The organism is Roseateles sp. NT4, assembly GCF_051857475.1.
GTDB lineage: Bacteria > Pseudomonadota > Gammaproteobacteria > Burkholderiales > Burkholderiaceae_C > Pelomonas.
Map to the genome: position 1 here is coordinate 1,802,371 of NZ_JBPZGZ010000001.1, position 14,551 is coordinate 1,816,921.

Consider the following 14,551-nt stretch of genomic DNA (forward strand, 5'->3'; position numbering starts at 1 on the left):
GCTGCCACGACAACCGGAGTGCATTGTAGCGGTCTCAGGCCGGCAGGTCGGCGGCACCGATTTCGGACCAGGCCGCGGCCATGTCGGCGGGCAGCGGCGCGGTCAGCACCAGGGCCTCACCGGTGATCGGATGCGTGAAGGACAGGCGCGCGGCATGCAGGGCCTGCCGCGCCAGGCCCAGGGCCGGCGTACCGCCGTAAAGGATGTCGGCCAGCATGGGGTGGCCACTGTGCATCAGATGCACGCGGATCTGGTGGGTGCGCCCGGTATGGAGCACGCAGTGCACCGCGCTGATCGGCCGACCATGGACCTCCCCCACGCCCAGCGGGAAGAAATCCGTGTGCGCCGGCTTGCCCAGATTGGCGGGGGCGATGGCCATCTTCACGCGCGACACCGGGTCGCGGCGCATGGCCTGGTTGACGACGAAAGCCTCTTCGATGCGCCCCCAGGCCAGGGCCAGGTACTCGCGATGCACCTCCCGTGCCGCAATCATGCGGCTCAGTGCGGTCACACCTTCCAGGGTCTTGCCCACCACCATCAGGCCGCTGGTGTCCTTGTCCAGCCGGTGCACGATGCCGCCACGCGGCAGACCGGCCGCGGCGGAATGGTGGGCCAGCAGGCCGTTCATCAAGGTGCCCGACCAGTTGCCGGCAGCCGGGTGCACGACCAGGCCGGCCGGCTTGTTGACGACCGCCAGGTGCTCGTCCTCGTGGATGAAGTCCAGCGCCATCGCCTCGGCGCGGAAGGCGCGGCTCTCATCGGTGGGCTGCAGTTCGACCTCGACGCGCTGGCCGGCGCGCAGCTTGTGGGCGGCCTTGGTCAGCACCTTGCCGTCCAGCGTCACGCAGCCGCGCTCGATGAGGGACTGCAGATGGTTGCGAGAGAACTCCGGGGCCTGCGTCGTCAACCAGCGGTCCAGGCGCTCGCCATGGCCCGCGGCATCGACTTCCGCGGCGCGCCGCTCCGCCTCGCCTGCATCCTCGGCGTCCTGCTCGAAGTCCTGTTGACCCCCCACCCTATACTCCGCGTCCATCGTTCTCCGTGACCAGCCGGCAGCACCGCCGTCGACTTCAGACATGTTTGTTGAGAAATTCAAGGCCGGCCGCTTCGCCGCCGGCGCTGTGCTGATGGCCCTTGCGCTGGGCCTGAGCGGTTGCAGCTCCACGCCCAAGGAGGATCCGAACTCCCAGGCGGCACTGGACAAATTGTATGCAGACGCCAAGGACGACCTGAACGCCGGCAGCTACGACCGCGCCATCAAGTCGCTGGAGAAGATCGAAGGCCGCGCCGCCGGCACGACCATGGGCCAGCAAGCCACGCTGGACCTGGCCTGGGCCTACTACCGCACGGCCGAACGCGCCCAGGCCATCACGACGCTGGACCGCTTCATCAAGCTCAACCCCTCCAGCCCGGCGATGGACTATGCCCTGTACATGAAGGGCATCGTCAACTTCAACGAGGACTTGGGCCTGTTTGGCCGCCTGGCCAACCAGGACGTGGCCGAGCGCGACCAGCAGGCCTCGCGCGAGGCCCTGCTGGCTTTCCGCCAGCTCGTCGAGCAGTTCCCCGACTCCAAGTACTCGGCCGAAGCGACGACGCGCATCAACTTCATCACCAACACGCTGGCGGCCTACGAAATCCACGTCGCCCGCTACTACTTCAACCGCAAGGCCTATGTGGCCGCGGCGAATCGCGCCCAGGCCGCCGTGGCCGAGTTCCAGTACGCGCCCGGCATCGAGGAAGGCCTGTTCATCATGGGCGAGAGCTACGACAAGCTCGGCCTGACCCAGCTGCGCGACGACGCCCGCCGCGTGCTGGACAAGAACTTCCCCGACAGCCAGTACGCCAGCAATGGCGCCAACCGCAAGAAGCCCTGGTGGCAGTTGTGGTGACGTGAATTAACGGGCCGCTCAGGCCCGTTTTCTTTTCCGGGCCGAGCGCCGGGCCGCTCCCTAGCCGGCCCGCGCTGGCGATGTGCTCGCGGCTCGATGCAGCGAGCATCGCCGTCCCCTCGGGGGACCGACCGGACTCGCTCGCGTTCAGCGATGCGAGACTGGGCGAGGGGCAGCCACTTCAGGCCCGTTCTTCATTGAGCAGCTGCAGCCAGGCGATGGCCTCGGCCTCATTGGCCACCGGCGTCATCGGCGGCAGGGCCGCGCGCAGGCGGCGGCCGTAGTTCATGCCGGCCATGCGCGGGTCGCACACCACCAGCAGGCCGCGGTCGCTTTCGGTGCGGATCAGTCGGCCGGCGCCCTGCTTCAACGCGATCGCGGCTTCAGCGACGAAATAGTCCGAGAAGGCATTGCGCCCCTGGGCCTCCAGGCGCTGCACCCGCGCCTCGACCAAAGGATCGTTGGGCGGCGGGAAGGGCAGCTTGTCGATGACCACGCATTGCAGTGCATCGCCGGGCACATCGATGCCTTCCCAGAAGCTGGCCGAGCCCACCAGCACGGCGGCCGGGTTGTCCAGGAAGCGCTGCAGCAGCATGCGTTTGGGCATGGCGCCCTGCTGCAGCACGGCGATGGCGTCGCCCGCGGCCTCGAAGCGCTCGCGCAGGGCGTCAGCCACGGTCTGCAGATTGCGCAGCGTCGTCGTCAGCACAAAGGTGCGCCCGCCCAGCGCCCGCGCCAGCCGGGAGGCCAGCAGGGCGACGCTGGGCGGATGGCTGGGCTCGCTGGGCTTGGGAAAGCCGCGCGGCACATACAGACGCGCATGGGCCGGGTAGTCGAAGGGGCTGCCGACACGCAGCACCTCGGCATCGGTGAGGCCAGCCGGCTCCGTGAACCAGGTCAGGCCTTCGTCGTCCCCCAGCGTGGCCGAGGTGAAGACCCAGGCCTTGGGCGGACCCTCAAGCTGCTGTTGCATCGCATCGCGGATGTCCAGCGGCGACTCGACCAGGCGGGCCGAATGCGGGCTGATGTCGATCCAGCGCACATCGCCGGGGTCGGGCTCGGCCGCGAAAGCCTTGGCCAGGTCGCGCAACTCCTGGGCGCGCTCGCAAAGACGTGCAAAGTCGGGCGCCGCCTCGCGCACGGCGGTCAGGGCCTCGAGGGCGGCCGCCGTGGCCTGCTCGACGCCTGCCAGGGCCGCGGCAAAGCCCGGCTGCGCCGCCCTCTCCTTCCAGCCCAGCTTCAGCGTGCCGCGCAGCTCGCGGCCGGCCGTGGCCAGCGGCCCGGCTGCGGCCAGGCGCAGCTCGCGCGCCGCCTTCTCGACGCCGGCATGCAGGGCCTGCCAGTCGTGCACGCCGCGGGCGTGGGCCAGGCCCTGGGCCAGGGTGTCACGGGCGAAGTCGATCAGCGAGGCCGTGCCCAGCAGCGTGCCGAGGAATTGCACGCCCGCCTCGGCGAGCTGGTGGGCCTCGTCGAAGATGGCGATCTCGACGCTGGGCAGCAACTCGGCCACGCCGGTGTCGCGCAGCGTCATGTCGGCGAAGAAGAGGTGATGGTTGACGACGACGACGTCGGCGTCCATGGCCTCGCGCCGCGCCTTGACGACGTAGCAGGCCTTCCAGTCGGGGCATTCCTGGCCCAGGCAGTTCTCGCGGCTGGAGCTGACGATAGGGATGATGGGCGAGCGCTCGTCCAGGCCGTCGATCTCGGCGAAGTCGCCGGTCGTTGTGCCCAGGGCCCAGCGTTCGATGCGGGCCAGCGACAAGGCCGTGCGGCGGTCCGGGAATTCACCCGAGACGCGCGCCTCCTTCATGCGATGCAGGCAGAGATAGCTGCTGCGGCCCTTCAGCAGGGCCAGGCGCACCGGCGTGTTCAGCGCCTTCGTCAGCCGCGGCAGGTCGCGCATGAAGAGCTGGTCCTGCAGGCTCTTGGTGGCGGTGCTGATCAGCGCGCGGCTGCCGGCCAGCAGGGCGGGCACGAGGTAGGCAAAGGTTTTGCCCACGCCGGTGCCGGCCTCGACCACCAGGGCCTGGCGGCGGCTGAGGGCCCGGGACACCGCCCGGGTCATCTCAAGCTGGGGCTGGCGCGGCTTGTAGCCCTTGTCCAGGCGTGCCAGCGGGCCATCCACGTCGAAGGCGGCCAGCACGGCCTGTTCGAGTTCGTCGGCGGCGGGCGGAGCAGGAGGGGTGGCCTGGTCGAGCTGATCCAGCCATTCGTCCAGGTCAGGCGAGGTCATCGGGCTCGGTCGTGGCCTCAAGCCGGGCAATCATGTCCTTCAGGGCCAGCCGGCGCTTTTTCAGCCGCTGCAACGCCAATTCGTCCACGGGTGGTTGTTCGACCAGACGGTCGATCATGGCATCCAGGTCGGCGTGCTCGATCCGCAACTCGATGAGCCGCCGCGACAACGAGTGAAGTTCTTCATCCATCCGGGGTTTACGAGGGCAGGCTGCAGCGGGGCGGGAGCGGTCATCCCAGTATAGTTTTCGCATGCCGTCCTCCCCCACCGCCGTCGGATTCCGACTCACCGCCGCCACCGGCACCCACCGCGGGGACCGCGCCTATCAGCAGGATCAGGTGGCCGTCATCGCTCACCCGCGCATCGCGGGCTGCGTGATGGGCATCGTGGCCGACGGCATGGGCGGCAAGAGCGGCGGACGCAAGGCCGCCGACCAGGTCATCCTGACGGCGCGCCAGCTGTTCGAGCGCTTCTCCCCGGAGGACGAGCTGCCGACGGAGCTGCTGAACCAGATCCTGGCCGAGGCGCATCTGATGATCAAGCTGACGGCCATCTCCGCCGAGGAGGAGCCGCACAGCACCATCGCCGGTTTCGTCGTCACCGCCGACCGTTGCGCGCACTGGATCCACTCCGGCGACTCGCGCATCTACTGGTTCCGCGGCGCCCGCCTCGTCAAGCGCTCCATGGACCACTCCTATGTGCAGCGCCTCGTCGACGAGGGCCAGTTGACCGAGGCCGAGGCCAGTTCGCACCCACAAAGCAATCTGCTGACGGCCTGCCTCGGCACGGTACAGGACCCGACGTCGACGTCCGAGCGCTTCGAGGCCCTGGAAGTCGGCGACACCCTGATGTGCTGCAGCGACGGCCTGTGGCACTACTTCACCGCCCAGGAGCTGGGCAGCGTGCTCTACAGCCTGCCGCCGCGCGAAGCAGCCGAACTGCTGGTGAGCAAGGCGCGCCAACGCGCCCGCGGCGGCGGCGACAACCTGTCCCTCGCCATCGTCAAGCTCGAGAACCTGGACTAGGGCCTGTTAACGCTACGGCAATGGGCCGCGCAGGCCCTAATTCGCCGCCTTTGATGCTGCGGACGCGCCCGGCAGGGGCAGCGGCGCGGCCGCCGGCTTGGTGCGGCTCTTCTGGCGAGCCTCATGCTCGGCCTGCACCCGCTGCTGATGCAGCTGGCGCGCCTCGGCCTGCTCGCGGCGCTTCGCGGCCTCGGCATCGGCCTTCTGGGCGGCCTTCAGCCGGTTGTGCTCGGCAGCCTCCGGGCTGAGGGCCTTGGGCGTACGCGCAGCCGGTGACACCGACGACGCAGGTGGCGATGCCGTCAGCAGCCGCTCGCGTTTCTGGCCTTCGTCCTGGGCCGCGGCGAGCTCGCGTTCGCGCACGCGCTGGGTCTGGGCCGAGGCCCGCTCGCTGCGCTCCTCGGCGGCCAGTTCGTGTTCACGCTTGACGAGGGGCGCCATAGCGTCGTGGCGGCGCTGGCGCACGTCGTCGAGGCAACTCGCCACCGAAAAGCGCGACTGGCAGTCGAGCTTCTCCTGCGCGAAGCGCTGCTCGATGGCGGCGCGCTGGGCGGCGACTTCGGCACGGGTGGCGGGCTGGGCTGCCGCGGCAGTGGCAACCAGGGCAAGGATCAGGGGGCGCAGGCTCATGTCAGCGAAGTATCGACTTCGCGGCGCGCCAGGGCCAGGTATTCGGCCGAGCGCATCTCCTGCAGACGTGACACGGTGCGCGGGAACTCGTGGGCCAGCGGGCCTTCGGTGTAGAGCTGCTCCGCCGGCACGGCGGCCGAGATGATGAGCTTGACGCGGCGGTCGTAGAGCACGTCCACCAGCCAGGTGAAGCGGCGCGCCTCGCTGGCCAGGCGCACCGGCATCTCCGGCACCTCGGACAGGATGACGGTGTGGAACTGGCTGGCCAGCTCCAGGTAGTCGTTCTGCGAGCGCGGGCCGCCACAAAGGGTTGCGAAATCGAACCAGACGACACCGCCGGCACGGCGCCGCGCGTAAAGGGCGCGGTGCTCGATCATCAGCTTGCGGTCCTCGTCCTTGGCCTCGGCGAGGGCCTCGAAGGCGTTGGTCAGCGCGGCCTCGGTGCCCTCGTTCAGCGGGGTCAGATAGAGGTTCATGTCCTCCAGCGAACGGCGACGGTAGTCGGTACCGGCGTCGACGTTGATGACCTCGAGGTTGGCCTTCAGCAGCTCGATGGCCGGCAGGATGCGGTCGCGGTGCAGGCCGTTGGGGTAGAGCTCGTCGGGGTGGAAGTTGGACGTCGTGACGATGGACACGCGGTTGCGGAACAGTGCGTCCAGCAGGCGGTGCAGGATCATCGCGTCGGTCACGTCGGCGACGTGGAATTCGTCGAAGCAGATCAGGCGGAAGCGCCGCGAGATGCGCTTGCCGAGCTCCTCCAGCGGGTCGGCGATGCCCTTGAGCTCCTGCAGCTCGCGGTGCACCTCACGCATGAACTCGTGGAAGTGCAGCCGTGTCTTGCGCTGCAGCGGCACGGCCTGGAAAAAGCAGTCCATCAGGAAGCTCTTGCCCCGGCCCACGCCGCCGTACATGTAGACGCCGCGCGGAATGGGCGGGCGCACCAGCAGCTTGGTCACCGCATTGGCACGGCGGGCCTTGTAGCTGGCCCATTCGTCCTGGCAGCGCTGCAGCGAGCGAACAGCGCGCAGCTGCGCCTCGTCGGCGCTGAAGCCGCGCTCGGCGAGGGTTTGCTGGTAAAGCTCGGTGACAGAGGTCATGGCAAAAAAAGGGGCGACTGAATGGCCGCCCCTTGCTGCTTTCGCTTCTCGATCAGAAGTTCAGCGTGCGCTTGTCGACCGCCAGGGCGGCTTCCTTGGTCGCCTCGCTCAACGACGGATGCGCGTGGCAGATGCGCGCGATGTCCTCGGCCGAGGCCTTGAACTCCATCGCCACCACGGCCTCGGAGATCAGCTCCGAAGCGAACGGGCCGATGATGTGCACGCCCAGGATCTCGTCGGTCTTGGCGTCGGCCAGGAACTTGACGAAGCCGGTGGTGTCGCCCAGGGCCCGCGCGCGGCCGTTGGCCAGGAAGGGGAACTGGCCGGCCTTGTAGGCCACGCCTTCAGCCTTGAGCTGCTGCTCGGTCTTGCCGACCCAGGCGATCTCTGGGCTGGTGTAGATGACCCAGGGGATGGTGTTGAAGTTGACGTGGCCGTGTTGGCCGGCCATGCGTTCGGCCACCGCCACGCCCTCTTCCTCGGCCTTGTGCGCCAGCATGGGGCCGCGCACGACATCGCCGATGGCCCAGACACCGGGCAGATTGGTCTTGCACTCGTCGTCGACGACGATGGCGCCGCGTTCGTCGAGCTTCAGACCCACCACGTCGGCGCCCAGGCCGATGGTGTTGGGCACGCGTCCGATGGAGACGATGAGCTTGTCGACTTCCAGCGTATTGGCCTCGCCCTTGGCATCGGTATAGGCCACGCTGACGCCCTTCTTGGAGCTCTTCACCTCGCCGACCTTCACGCCGAGCTGGATGTCCAGGCCCTGCTTCTTGAAGACCTTGGCGGCTTCCTTGGCCACGCTCTCGTCCACCGCGCCGAGGAAGGCCGGCAGGCCTTCCAGCACGGTGACTTCGGCACCCAGGCGGCGCCAGACCGAGCCCATCTCCAGGCCGATGACGCCGGCGCCGATCAGGCCCAGCTTCTTGGGCGTCGTGCCGACGCGCAGCGCACCGTCGTTGGACAGGATGTTCTCTTCGTCGAAGGGCACCCCGGGCAGCGCGCGGGCGTTGGAGCCGGTGGCGACGATGACCTGCTTGGCGGCGATGGCTTCCTCGCCGACCTTGAGTTCATAACCGCCATCCTTGGCGGCCGCGAAGGAACCGCGGCCGTGGAAGAACGTGACCTTGTTCTTCTTGAACAGGTAGACGATGCCGTCGTTGTTCTGCTTCACGACCTGGTCCTTGCGGGCCAGCATCTTGGCGACATCGATCTTGACGTTGTCGGCCGTGATGCCATGGTCGGCGAAGTGATGGTTCAGCTGCTCGTAGTGCTCGCTGGACTGCAGCAGGGCCTTGGACGGGATGCAGCCGACATTGGTGCAGGTGCCGCCGAGGGCGGGGCCGCCCTTGTCGTTCTTCCACTCGTCGATGCAGGCCACGTTCATGCCCAGCTGGGCCGCGCGGATGGCCGCGATGTAGCCGCCGGGGCCGCCGCCGATGACGACGACGTCGAATTGCTTGGTGCTCATGCTGATCTTGTCCTTGGCTTAGATGTCGAACAGCAGGCGGGCCGGGTCTTCCAGCGCTTCCTTCATGGTCACCAGACCCAGCACGGCTTCGCGGCCGTCGATGATGCGGTGGTCATAGGACATGGCGAGGTAGTTGATGGGGCGCACCACGACCTGGCCGTTCTCCACGACGGCGCGATCCTTGGTGGCGTGAACGCCCAGGATGGCCGACTGGGGCGGGTTGATGATGGGCGTGGACAGCATGGAGCCGAAGGTACCGCCGTTGGAGATGGAGAAGGTGCCGCCGGTCAGCTCGTCGATGGACAGCTTGCCGTCCTTGGCCTTGGCGCCGAACTCGGCGATCTTCTTCTCGATGTCGGCGAAGCTCATCTGGTCGACATTGCGCAGCACCGGCACGACGAGGCCGCGCGGCGAGCCGACGGCGATGCCGATGTCGAAGTAGCCGTGGTAGACGATGTCATTGCCATCGACCGAGGCGTTGATGATGGGGTACTTCTTCAGCGCCGCGACGGCCGCCTTGACGAAGAAGCTCATGAAGCCGAGCTTGACGCCATGTTCCTTCTCGAACTTCTCCTGGAACTTCTTGCGCATCTCCATGACCGGGGCCATGTTGACTTCGTTGAAGGTGGTCAGGATGGCGTTGGTCGACTGCGACTGCACCAGGCGCTCGGCGATGCGGGCGCGCAGGCGGGTCATGGGCACGCGCTGCTCGGGGCGGTCGCCGAGGTTGGGCTGCACAGGTGCTGCCACGGCGGGCAGCAGCTTGGCGGCGGGCGCGGCCACGGCCATCGGCGTCACGGCCGGTGCTGCGGGCTTGGCGCCGGCGGCCAGGGCGTCGCCCTTGGTCACGCGGCCGTCCTTGCCGGAGCCGGCGACGTCGGTCGCGGCCAGGCCCTTCTCGGCCAGGATCTTCGCGGCGGCGGGCATGGCCACGTCGCCCTTGTTGCCGCCGGTGGCGGCGGGAGCAGCGGCGGGCGCTGCAGCGGCAGCAGCCGGCGCGGCAACCGAAGCCGTCGTGGCGGGCGCAGCGACGCCGGCCTTGCCTTCGGTGTCGATCTTGGCCAGCAGCTGCTGGCTGGTGACGGTGCTGCCGTCGGCGACGCCGATCTCGGCCAGCACGCCGGAGGCGGGTGCGGGCACTTCGAGCACGACCTTGTCGGTCTCGATCTCGACGAGGGTCTCGTCGATGGTGACGGCTTCACCGGGCTTCTTCTTCCAGGTCAGCAGCGTGCCCTCGGAAACGGATTCGGAAAACTGGGGAACTTGGACGTCAACGATGGCCATGGTGTGAGGCTCCGTGTTCTTTATTCGGTGTGATGCGGTACAGGCGCAAGCGAGCGCAGCGCCGTTGATGTGGCGCTGCGCGGTGCGGTCTTATTTGGTCAGGATGAAGCCCTTGAGCTTGGCGAAGGCCTGATCCAGCAGCGCCTTCTGCTGCTCCTGGTGCAGGTGGGCATAGCCGCAGGCGGGGCTGGCGCTGGCCGGACGGCCGGCGTAGCCGAGCTTCTGGCCTTCCGTCATGTTCTCGTGCACATAGTGCTGCACGAAGAACCAGGCGCCCTGGTTCTGCGGCTCGTCCTGGCACCAAACGATGTCGGTGGCGTTCGGATACTTCTTGAGCTCGGCCGCGAAAGCCTTGTGCGGGAAGGGGTAGAGCTGTTCGACGCGCACGATGGCCACGTCGTTGGACTTCTTCTCGGCACGCGCCTTGACGAGGTCGTAATAGACCTTGCCCGAGCAGACGATGACGCGCTTGACCTTGTCGCCCACGATGGCGGCGTCCTGCTCACCGATGACGGTCTTGAACTCGCCCTTGGTGAAGTCGGACAGCGGCGAGGTCGCATCCTTGGCGCGCAGCAGGCTCTTGGGGGTCATGATGACCAGCGGCTTGCGGAACATGCGCAGCATCTGGCGGCGCAGCACGTGGAAGATCTGCGCGGCGTTGGTCGGCTGCACGATCTGCATGTTGTTGTCGGCAGCCAGCTGCATGAAGCGCTCCAGGCGGGCCGAGCTGTGCTCGGGGCCTTGGCCTTCGTAGCCGTGCGGCAGCATCATGGTCAGGCCGTTGGAACGGCCCCACTTCACTTCGCCGGAGGCGATGAACTGGTCGATGACGACCTGGGCGCCGTTGACGAAGTCGCCAAACTGGGCTTCCCAGATGGTCAGCGTGTTGGGTTCGGCGGCGGCGTAGCCGTACTCGAAGCCCAGCACCGCCTCTTCCGACAGGATGGAGTCGATGACGGTGAACGGGGCCTGGCCGTCGGCGACGTTCTGCAGCGGGATGTAGGTGCCGTCGTCCCAGTTGGCGCGGTTCTGGTCGTGCAGCACCGCGTGGCGGTGGGTGAAGGTGCCGCGGCCGCTGTCCTCGCCGGACAGGCGCACGGGATAGCCCGAGGCCACCAGCGATGCGAAGGCCATGGACTCACCCATGCCCCAGTCGATATTGGTCTCGCCCCGACCCATGGTGGCGCGGTCGGCGTAGAGCTTGGCGACGAGATTGTGCGGCGCGAAGTCCTTGGGGATGGTCGTCAGCTTCTCAGCCAGGCGCTTCCACTCGGCCACGGGAATGGCGGTGTCGCAGTTGTCCGTCCACTTCTTGCCGAGGAAGGGCGACCAGTCGGTGGCGAACTTGCTCTTGAAGTTGGTCAGCACCGGGTCGACGGTGTGGCGGCCCTCGTCCATGGCGGCGCGGTAGGCCTTGACCATGTCGTCCGGACCTTCGGCCGGCAGCACGTTCTGCGCCACCAGCTTGTCGCCGTAGACCTTGCGCGTGCCGGGGTGCTGGGCAATCTTCTTGTACATCATCGGCTGGGTCAGCGCCGGCGTGTCCTGCTCGTTGTGGCCCAGCTTGCGGAAGCAGACGATGTCCAGGACGACGTCTTTCTTGAACTCGACGCGGTAGTCCATGCACAGCTGCGTGGCCCACACGACGGCTTCGGGGTCGTCGCCGTTCACGTGCAGCACCGGTGCCTCGATCATCTTGACGACGTCGGAGCAGTACCAGGTCGAGCGCAGGTCGCGCGGGTCGCTGGTGGTAAAGCCGATCTGGTTGTTGATGACGATGTGGACCGTGCCGCCCGTGCGATAGCCACGGGTCTGGGCCATGGCCAGGGTTTCCTGCACGACGCCCTGGCCACCGAAGGCCGCGTCTCCGTGCACCAGCACCGGCAGCACCTGGGCGCCGACGGTGTCGCCACGGCGGTCCTGGCGGGCGCGCACGCTGCCTTCGACGACCGGGTTGACGATTTCCAGGTGGGAGGGGTTGAAGGCCAGCGACAGGTGGACCGGGCCGCCCTGCGTCGACACGTCGGAGCTGAAGCCCTGGTGGTACTTCACGTCACCGGCGGGCAGGTCTTCCGCAGCCTTGTGCTCGAACTCGGCGAACAGGTCGGCGGGCATCTTGCCCAGGGTGTTGACGAGCACGTTCAGGCGGCCACGGTGGGCCATGCCGATGACGATTTCCTGCACACCGCGTTCGCCGGCGCGCTGGATGACTTCGTCCATGGCGGCGATGAAGCTTTCGCCACCTTCCAGCGAGAAGCGCTTCTGGCCGACGTACTTGGTGTGGAGGAAGCGCTCCAGGCCTTCGGCTGCCGTCAGGCGGTCGAGGATGTGCTTCTTCTCTTCAGCGGTGAAGGTAGGCTTGCCGCGCGCCTTCTCCAGGCGCTCCTGCCACCAGCGCTTCTCGGCCGGGTCGGAGCCGTGCATGAACTCGGAACCGATGCTGCCGCAGTAGGTCTCGCGCAGGGCCTGCACGATCTGGCGCAGCGTCATCGTCTCGCCGCCGAAATAGCTGTTCACGGCGCTGAACGAGATGTCCATGTCGGACTCGGTCAGGTCGTAGAACGCGGGGTCGAGTTCGGGAATCTTGGGGCGCTCGGCGCGCTTGAGGGGGTCCAGCTCCGCCCAGCGATTGCCGAGGAAGCGGTAGGCCGCGATCAGCGACTGCACGTGCACCTGCTTGCGGGCGACGGCCAGATCGGCGCTGGAGGCCTTGGCGGCGAAGGCATTGGCCTTGGCGCGCTGGGCGAATGATTCGACCACCGGGGCGTGGGCCACGTCGCGGGCCTCGCTGCCGTCAACCGCCGGCACATGCTGGAGGGCGTCGAAATACGCGCGCCAGTTGTCGGGGACGGAGCCCGGGTTGTCGAGGTAAGCCTCGTACATCTCCTCGACGTACGGGGCATTGCCGCCGAACAGATAAGAGTTCGACTGGTATTGCTGCATCATCTTTCGCTCACCTCATGCCCCGGTTTCCAGGGAGTTGGCTGGTTGAAGAACCTTCCGCGACACGGCTCGACCGGTTGGCGGATTGCGACCCACCTTTGCCGTTGCCAGTGACAACGGTAAAAGGGACGGGAAGGACCAGGAATCCATCCACTGCTCGAAAGGCCAGCTCATTTCGGTGCAGGCCTTCTGAGTAACAGACGGGTTCCATCAGGGGCCGAACTCTAGCACTCCGGGTTTGCCCGACAAGGTGGGTGGGTTGCGACAAAGTTCACGCACCGGCATGCGGCAAAGTTGACTGCCCCGTAAACTTGCAGTCGCTTCAGCCCCGAGATTGAATGGCTGTTCGCAAGGGACATTCAGGAGATCCCAGATGCAAGTCCAGGTCGTTGACTACCGCGCGCCCGACGCCGCCGAGAAGTTCACCCGCTCCCTGCACGAAACCGGCTTCGGCGTGCTGACCAACCACCCCATCCGCCAGGCCCTGGTCGAGAAGATCTACGCCGACTGGCTGGCCTTCTTCAACGGCGATGGCAAGGACGCCTTCGCTTTCTCCAAGGAAACGCAGGACGGCTGGTTCTCCACCGCCATCTCCGAGACCGCCAAGGGCTCGACGCAGAAGGATCTGAAGGAGTACTTCCACATCTACCCCTGGGGCCGCATCCCGCCCCAGCTGAAGGAAGACGCCCTCACCTACTACCGCGAGGCCAATGCCCTGGCCGAGGAGCTGCTGGGCTGGGTTGAGAAGTACACGCCGCCCGACATCGCGGCCCGCTACCGCGAGCCCCTGTCCAACATGATCAAGGGCAGCACCAAGACCCTGCTGCGCGTGCTGCGCTACCCACCGCTGAGAGGCGACGAGCCGCTGGGCTCCATCCGCGCCGCGGCCCATGGCGACATCAACCTGCTGACCATCCTGCCCGCCGCCAACGAACCGGGCCTGCAGGTGCTGGGCACCGACGGCGCCTGGCACGACGTGCCCTGCGACTTCGGCACCCTGACCATCAACATCGGCGACATGCTGCAGGAAGCCTCCGAGGGCTATTACCCGTCGACCCAGCACCGCGTGGTGAACCCGACCGGTGAAGGCGCCAAGAAGAGCCGCGTGTCCCTGCCGCTGTTCCTGCATCCGCGCGACAACGTGGTGCTGAGCGACCGCTACACGGCGGACAGCTATCTGAACGAGAGGCTGCGCGAGCTGGGTGTGAAGACCTGAGGCGAAGCCTGGCTTCACAGCGAAAGGGCGCCGCGGGCGCCCTTTTCATTGCGCGTTGAGCTTCAGATAGACCAGCAGCGACGCATGCGCATCATTGGCCGCGTACTGCAGCTGCTGGGGACTGAGCCTGGGCGCCGCCCAGTTCGAGGTGGTGACCTTCTTGGACTTGGGCATGCGCTGCCCCAGCACGATGGCCACCGCGGTCTTGAGGCCCACGGCCTGCTTGAAACCCAGCCGCCTCACCATGAATGACACGTCGATGCCGCCGGCCAGCTTCACGCCGAGCTTGCGGTGCAGAGGCGCCTTGTCGGAGGCGATGCCGAAGCCGACCTTGTGGAGGGTTTCCGACTCCAGCATGGCGCGCAGAAAGGCCTCGGTCTCCGGCAGCTCCGTGTGCACGATGAAGGCCCGCTCGACAGTCGCGAACTGCACGATGTGCGGCCCGGTGGGCACGCCGCCAGCTACAAACATCGGCTTGCTCTCGGTGTCGAAGCCCACCTCCCCCGCCAGGCGCAGCTCGCGTTCTGCGAACTCGCACTGCGCCACGTCGCGCAGCACGTGGATGCGGTCCGGCGGCAGCGCGGGGTAAAGGGGCAATGCCGCGATCTGCTCGCTGGTGGGTCTCTCCATCGCCCCAGTATGCATGCGCCTATCGCGCCAACGCGGCATCCCCCGAGCGGGCCGTCGCCTGCACCTCGCCACGCTCGCGGGCGATACGCGCCACCAACTGCGCGAAGTCGGGCGAGGCGCGCAGCGC

The 14,551-nt window shown here is 67.4% G+C and carries 12 protein-coding genes; 3 read left to right on the forward strand and 9 right to left on the reverse strand.

Translation table 11 applies throughout. From position 1 onward, the window contains the following. Positions 1-34 precede the first annotated feature (34 nt). Positions 35-1,033: an RluA family pseudouridine synthase gene (locus tag ACS5PN_RS08465; protein ID WP_439463708.1), complete on the reverse strand. Its 999-nt coding sequence runs from the start codon at positions 1,031-1,033 to the stop codon at positions 35-37. Between the two features lie 43 nt (positions 1,034-1,076). On the opposite strand from ACS5PN_RS08465, the gene ACS5PN_RS08470 reads away from it, so the two are divergent. Then, positions 1,077-1,892, forward strand: coding sequence for an outer membrane protein assembly factor BamD (locus ACS5PN_RS08470; RefSeq protein WP_439463482.1), 816 nt, complete (start codon positions 1,077-1,079; stop codon positions 1,890-1,892). A 181-nt stretch (positions 1,893-2,073) separates the two neighbouring features. Here the strand turns inward: ACS5PN_RS08470 and ACS5PN_RS08475 are convergent, their stop codons facing one another. Further along, positions 2,074-4,125: an ATP-dependent DNA helicase gene (locus ACS5PN_RS08475; protein ID WP_439463483.1), complete on the reverse strand. Its 2,052-nt coding sequence runs from the start codon at positions 4,123-4,125 to the stop codon at positions 2,074-2,076. Next, on the reverse strand, positions 4,112-4,315 hold the full coding sequence (locus ACS5PN_RS08480; protein ID WP_439463484.1) for a YdcH family protein: 204 nt from the start codon (positions 4,313-4,315) through the stop codon (positions 4,112-4,114). Before ACS5PN_RS08480 ends, ACS5PN_RS08475 begins: the two co-directional genes overlap by 14 nt. 61 nt (positions 4,316-4,376) lie before the next feature. Between ACS5PN_RS08480 and ACS5PN_RS08485 the strand changes: the two genes are divergently transcribed. After that, a complete protein-coding gene (locus ACS5PN_RS08485) occupies positions 4,377-5,150 on the forward strand; it encodes a PP2C family protein-serine/threonine phosphatase (RefSeq protein WP_439463485.1) in 774 nt (257 codons plus the stop codon). 36 nt (positions 5,151-5,186) lie between these two features. On the opposite strand, the gene ACS5PN_RS08490 is transcribed toward ACS5PN_RS08485, so the two are convergent. The 5 genes from ACS5PN_RS08490 to ACS5PN_RS08510 all read right to left on the reverse strand — a co-directional run bounded on the left by ACS5PN_RS08490 (position 5,187) and on the right by ACS5PN_RS08510 (position 12,581). After that, a complete protein-coding gene (locus tag ACS5PN_RS08490; RefSeq protein ID WP_439463486.1) occupies positions 5,187-5,780 on the reverse strand; it encodes a hypothetical protein in 594 nt (197 codons plus the stop codon). After that, a complete protein-coding gene (gene zapE / locus ACS5PN_RS08495) occupies positions 5,777-6,877 on the reverse strand; it encodes a cell division protein ZapE (RefSeq protein WP_439463487.1) in 1,101 nt (366 codons plus the stop codon). The genes ACS5PN_RS08490 and zapE overlap by 4 nt, the downstream gene beginning before the upstream one ends. Positions 6,878-6,929: 52 nt before the next feature. After that, on the reverse strand, positions 6,930-8,351 hold the full coding sequence (lpdA, locus tag ACS5PN_RS08500; RefSeq protein ID WP_439463488.1) for a dihydrolipoyl dehydrogenase: 1,422 nt from the start codon (positions 8,349-8,351) through the stop codon (positions 6,930-6,932). Positions 8,352-8,369: 18 nt separating this feature from the next. Then, positions 8,370-9,635: a 2-oxoglutarate dehydrogenase complex dihydrolipoyllysine-residue succinyltransferase gene (gene odhB / locus ACS5PN_RS08505; protein WP_439463489.1), complete on the reverse strand. Its 1,266-nt coding sequence runs from the start codon at positions 9,633-9,635 to the stop codon at positions 8,370-8,372. Positions 9,636-9,725: 90 nt separating this feature from the next. Next, positions 9,726-12,581 carry a 2-oxoglutarate dehydrogenase E1 component gene (locus tag ACS5PN_RS08510; RefSeq protein WP_439463490.1) on the reverse strand — a complete coding sequence of 952 codons (2,856 nt, stop codon included), beginning with the start codon at positions 12,579-12,581 and terminating at the stop codon, positions 9,726-9,728. Between the two features lie 370 nt (positions 12,582-12,951). On the opposite strand from ACS5PN_RS08510, the gene ACS5PN_RS08515 reads away from it, so the two are divergent. Next, a complete protein-coding gene (locus ACS5PN_RS08515; RefSeq protein ID WP_439463491.1) occupies positions 12,952-13,794 on the forward strand; it encodes an isopenicillin N synthase family dioxygenase in 843 nt (280 codons plus the stop codon). 45 nt (positions 13,795-13,839) lie between these two features. Here the strand turns inward: ACS5PN_RS08515 and ACS5PN_RS08520 are convergent, their stop codons facing one another. Further along, positions 13,840-14,424 (reverse strand): 3'-5' exonuclease, encoded by a 585-nt coding sequence (locus ACS5PN_RS08520; RefSeq protein ID WP_439463492.1) that lies wholly within the window; start codon positions 14,422-14,424, stop codon positions 13,840-13,842. Positions 14,425-14,551: the final 127 nt, after the last annotated feature.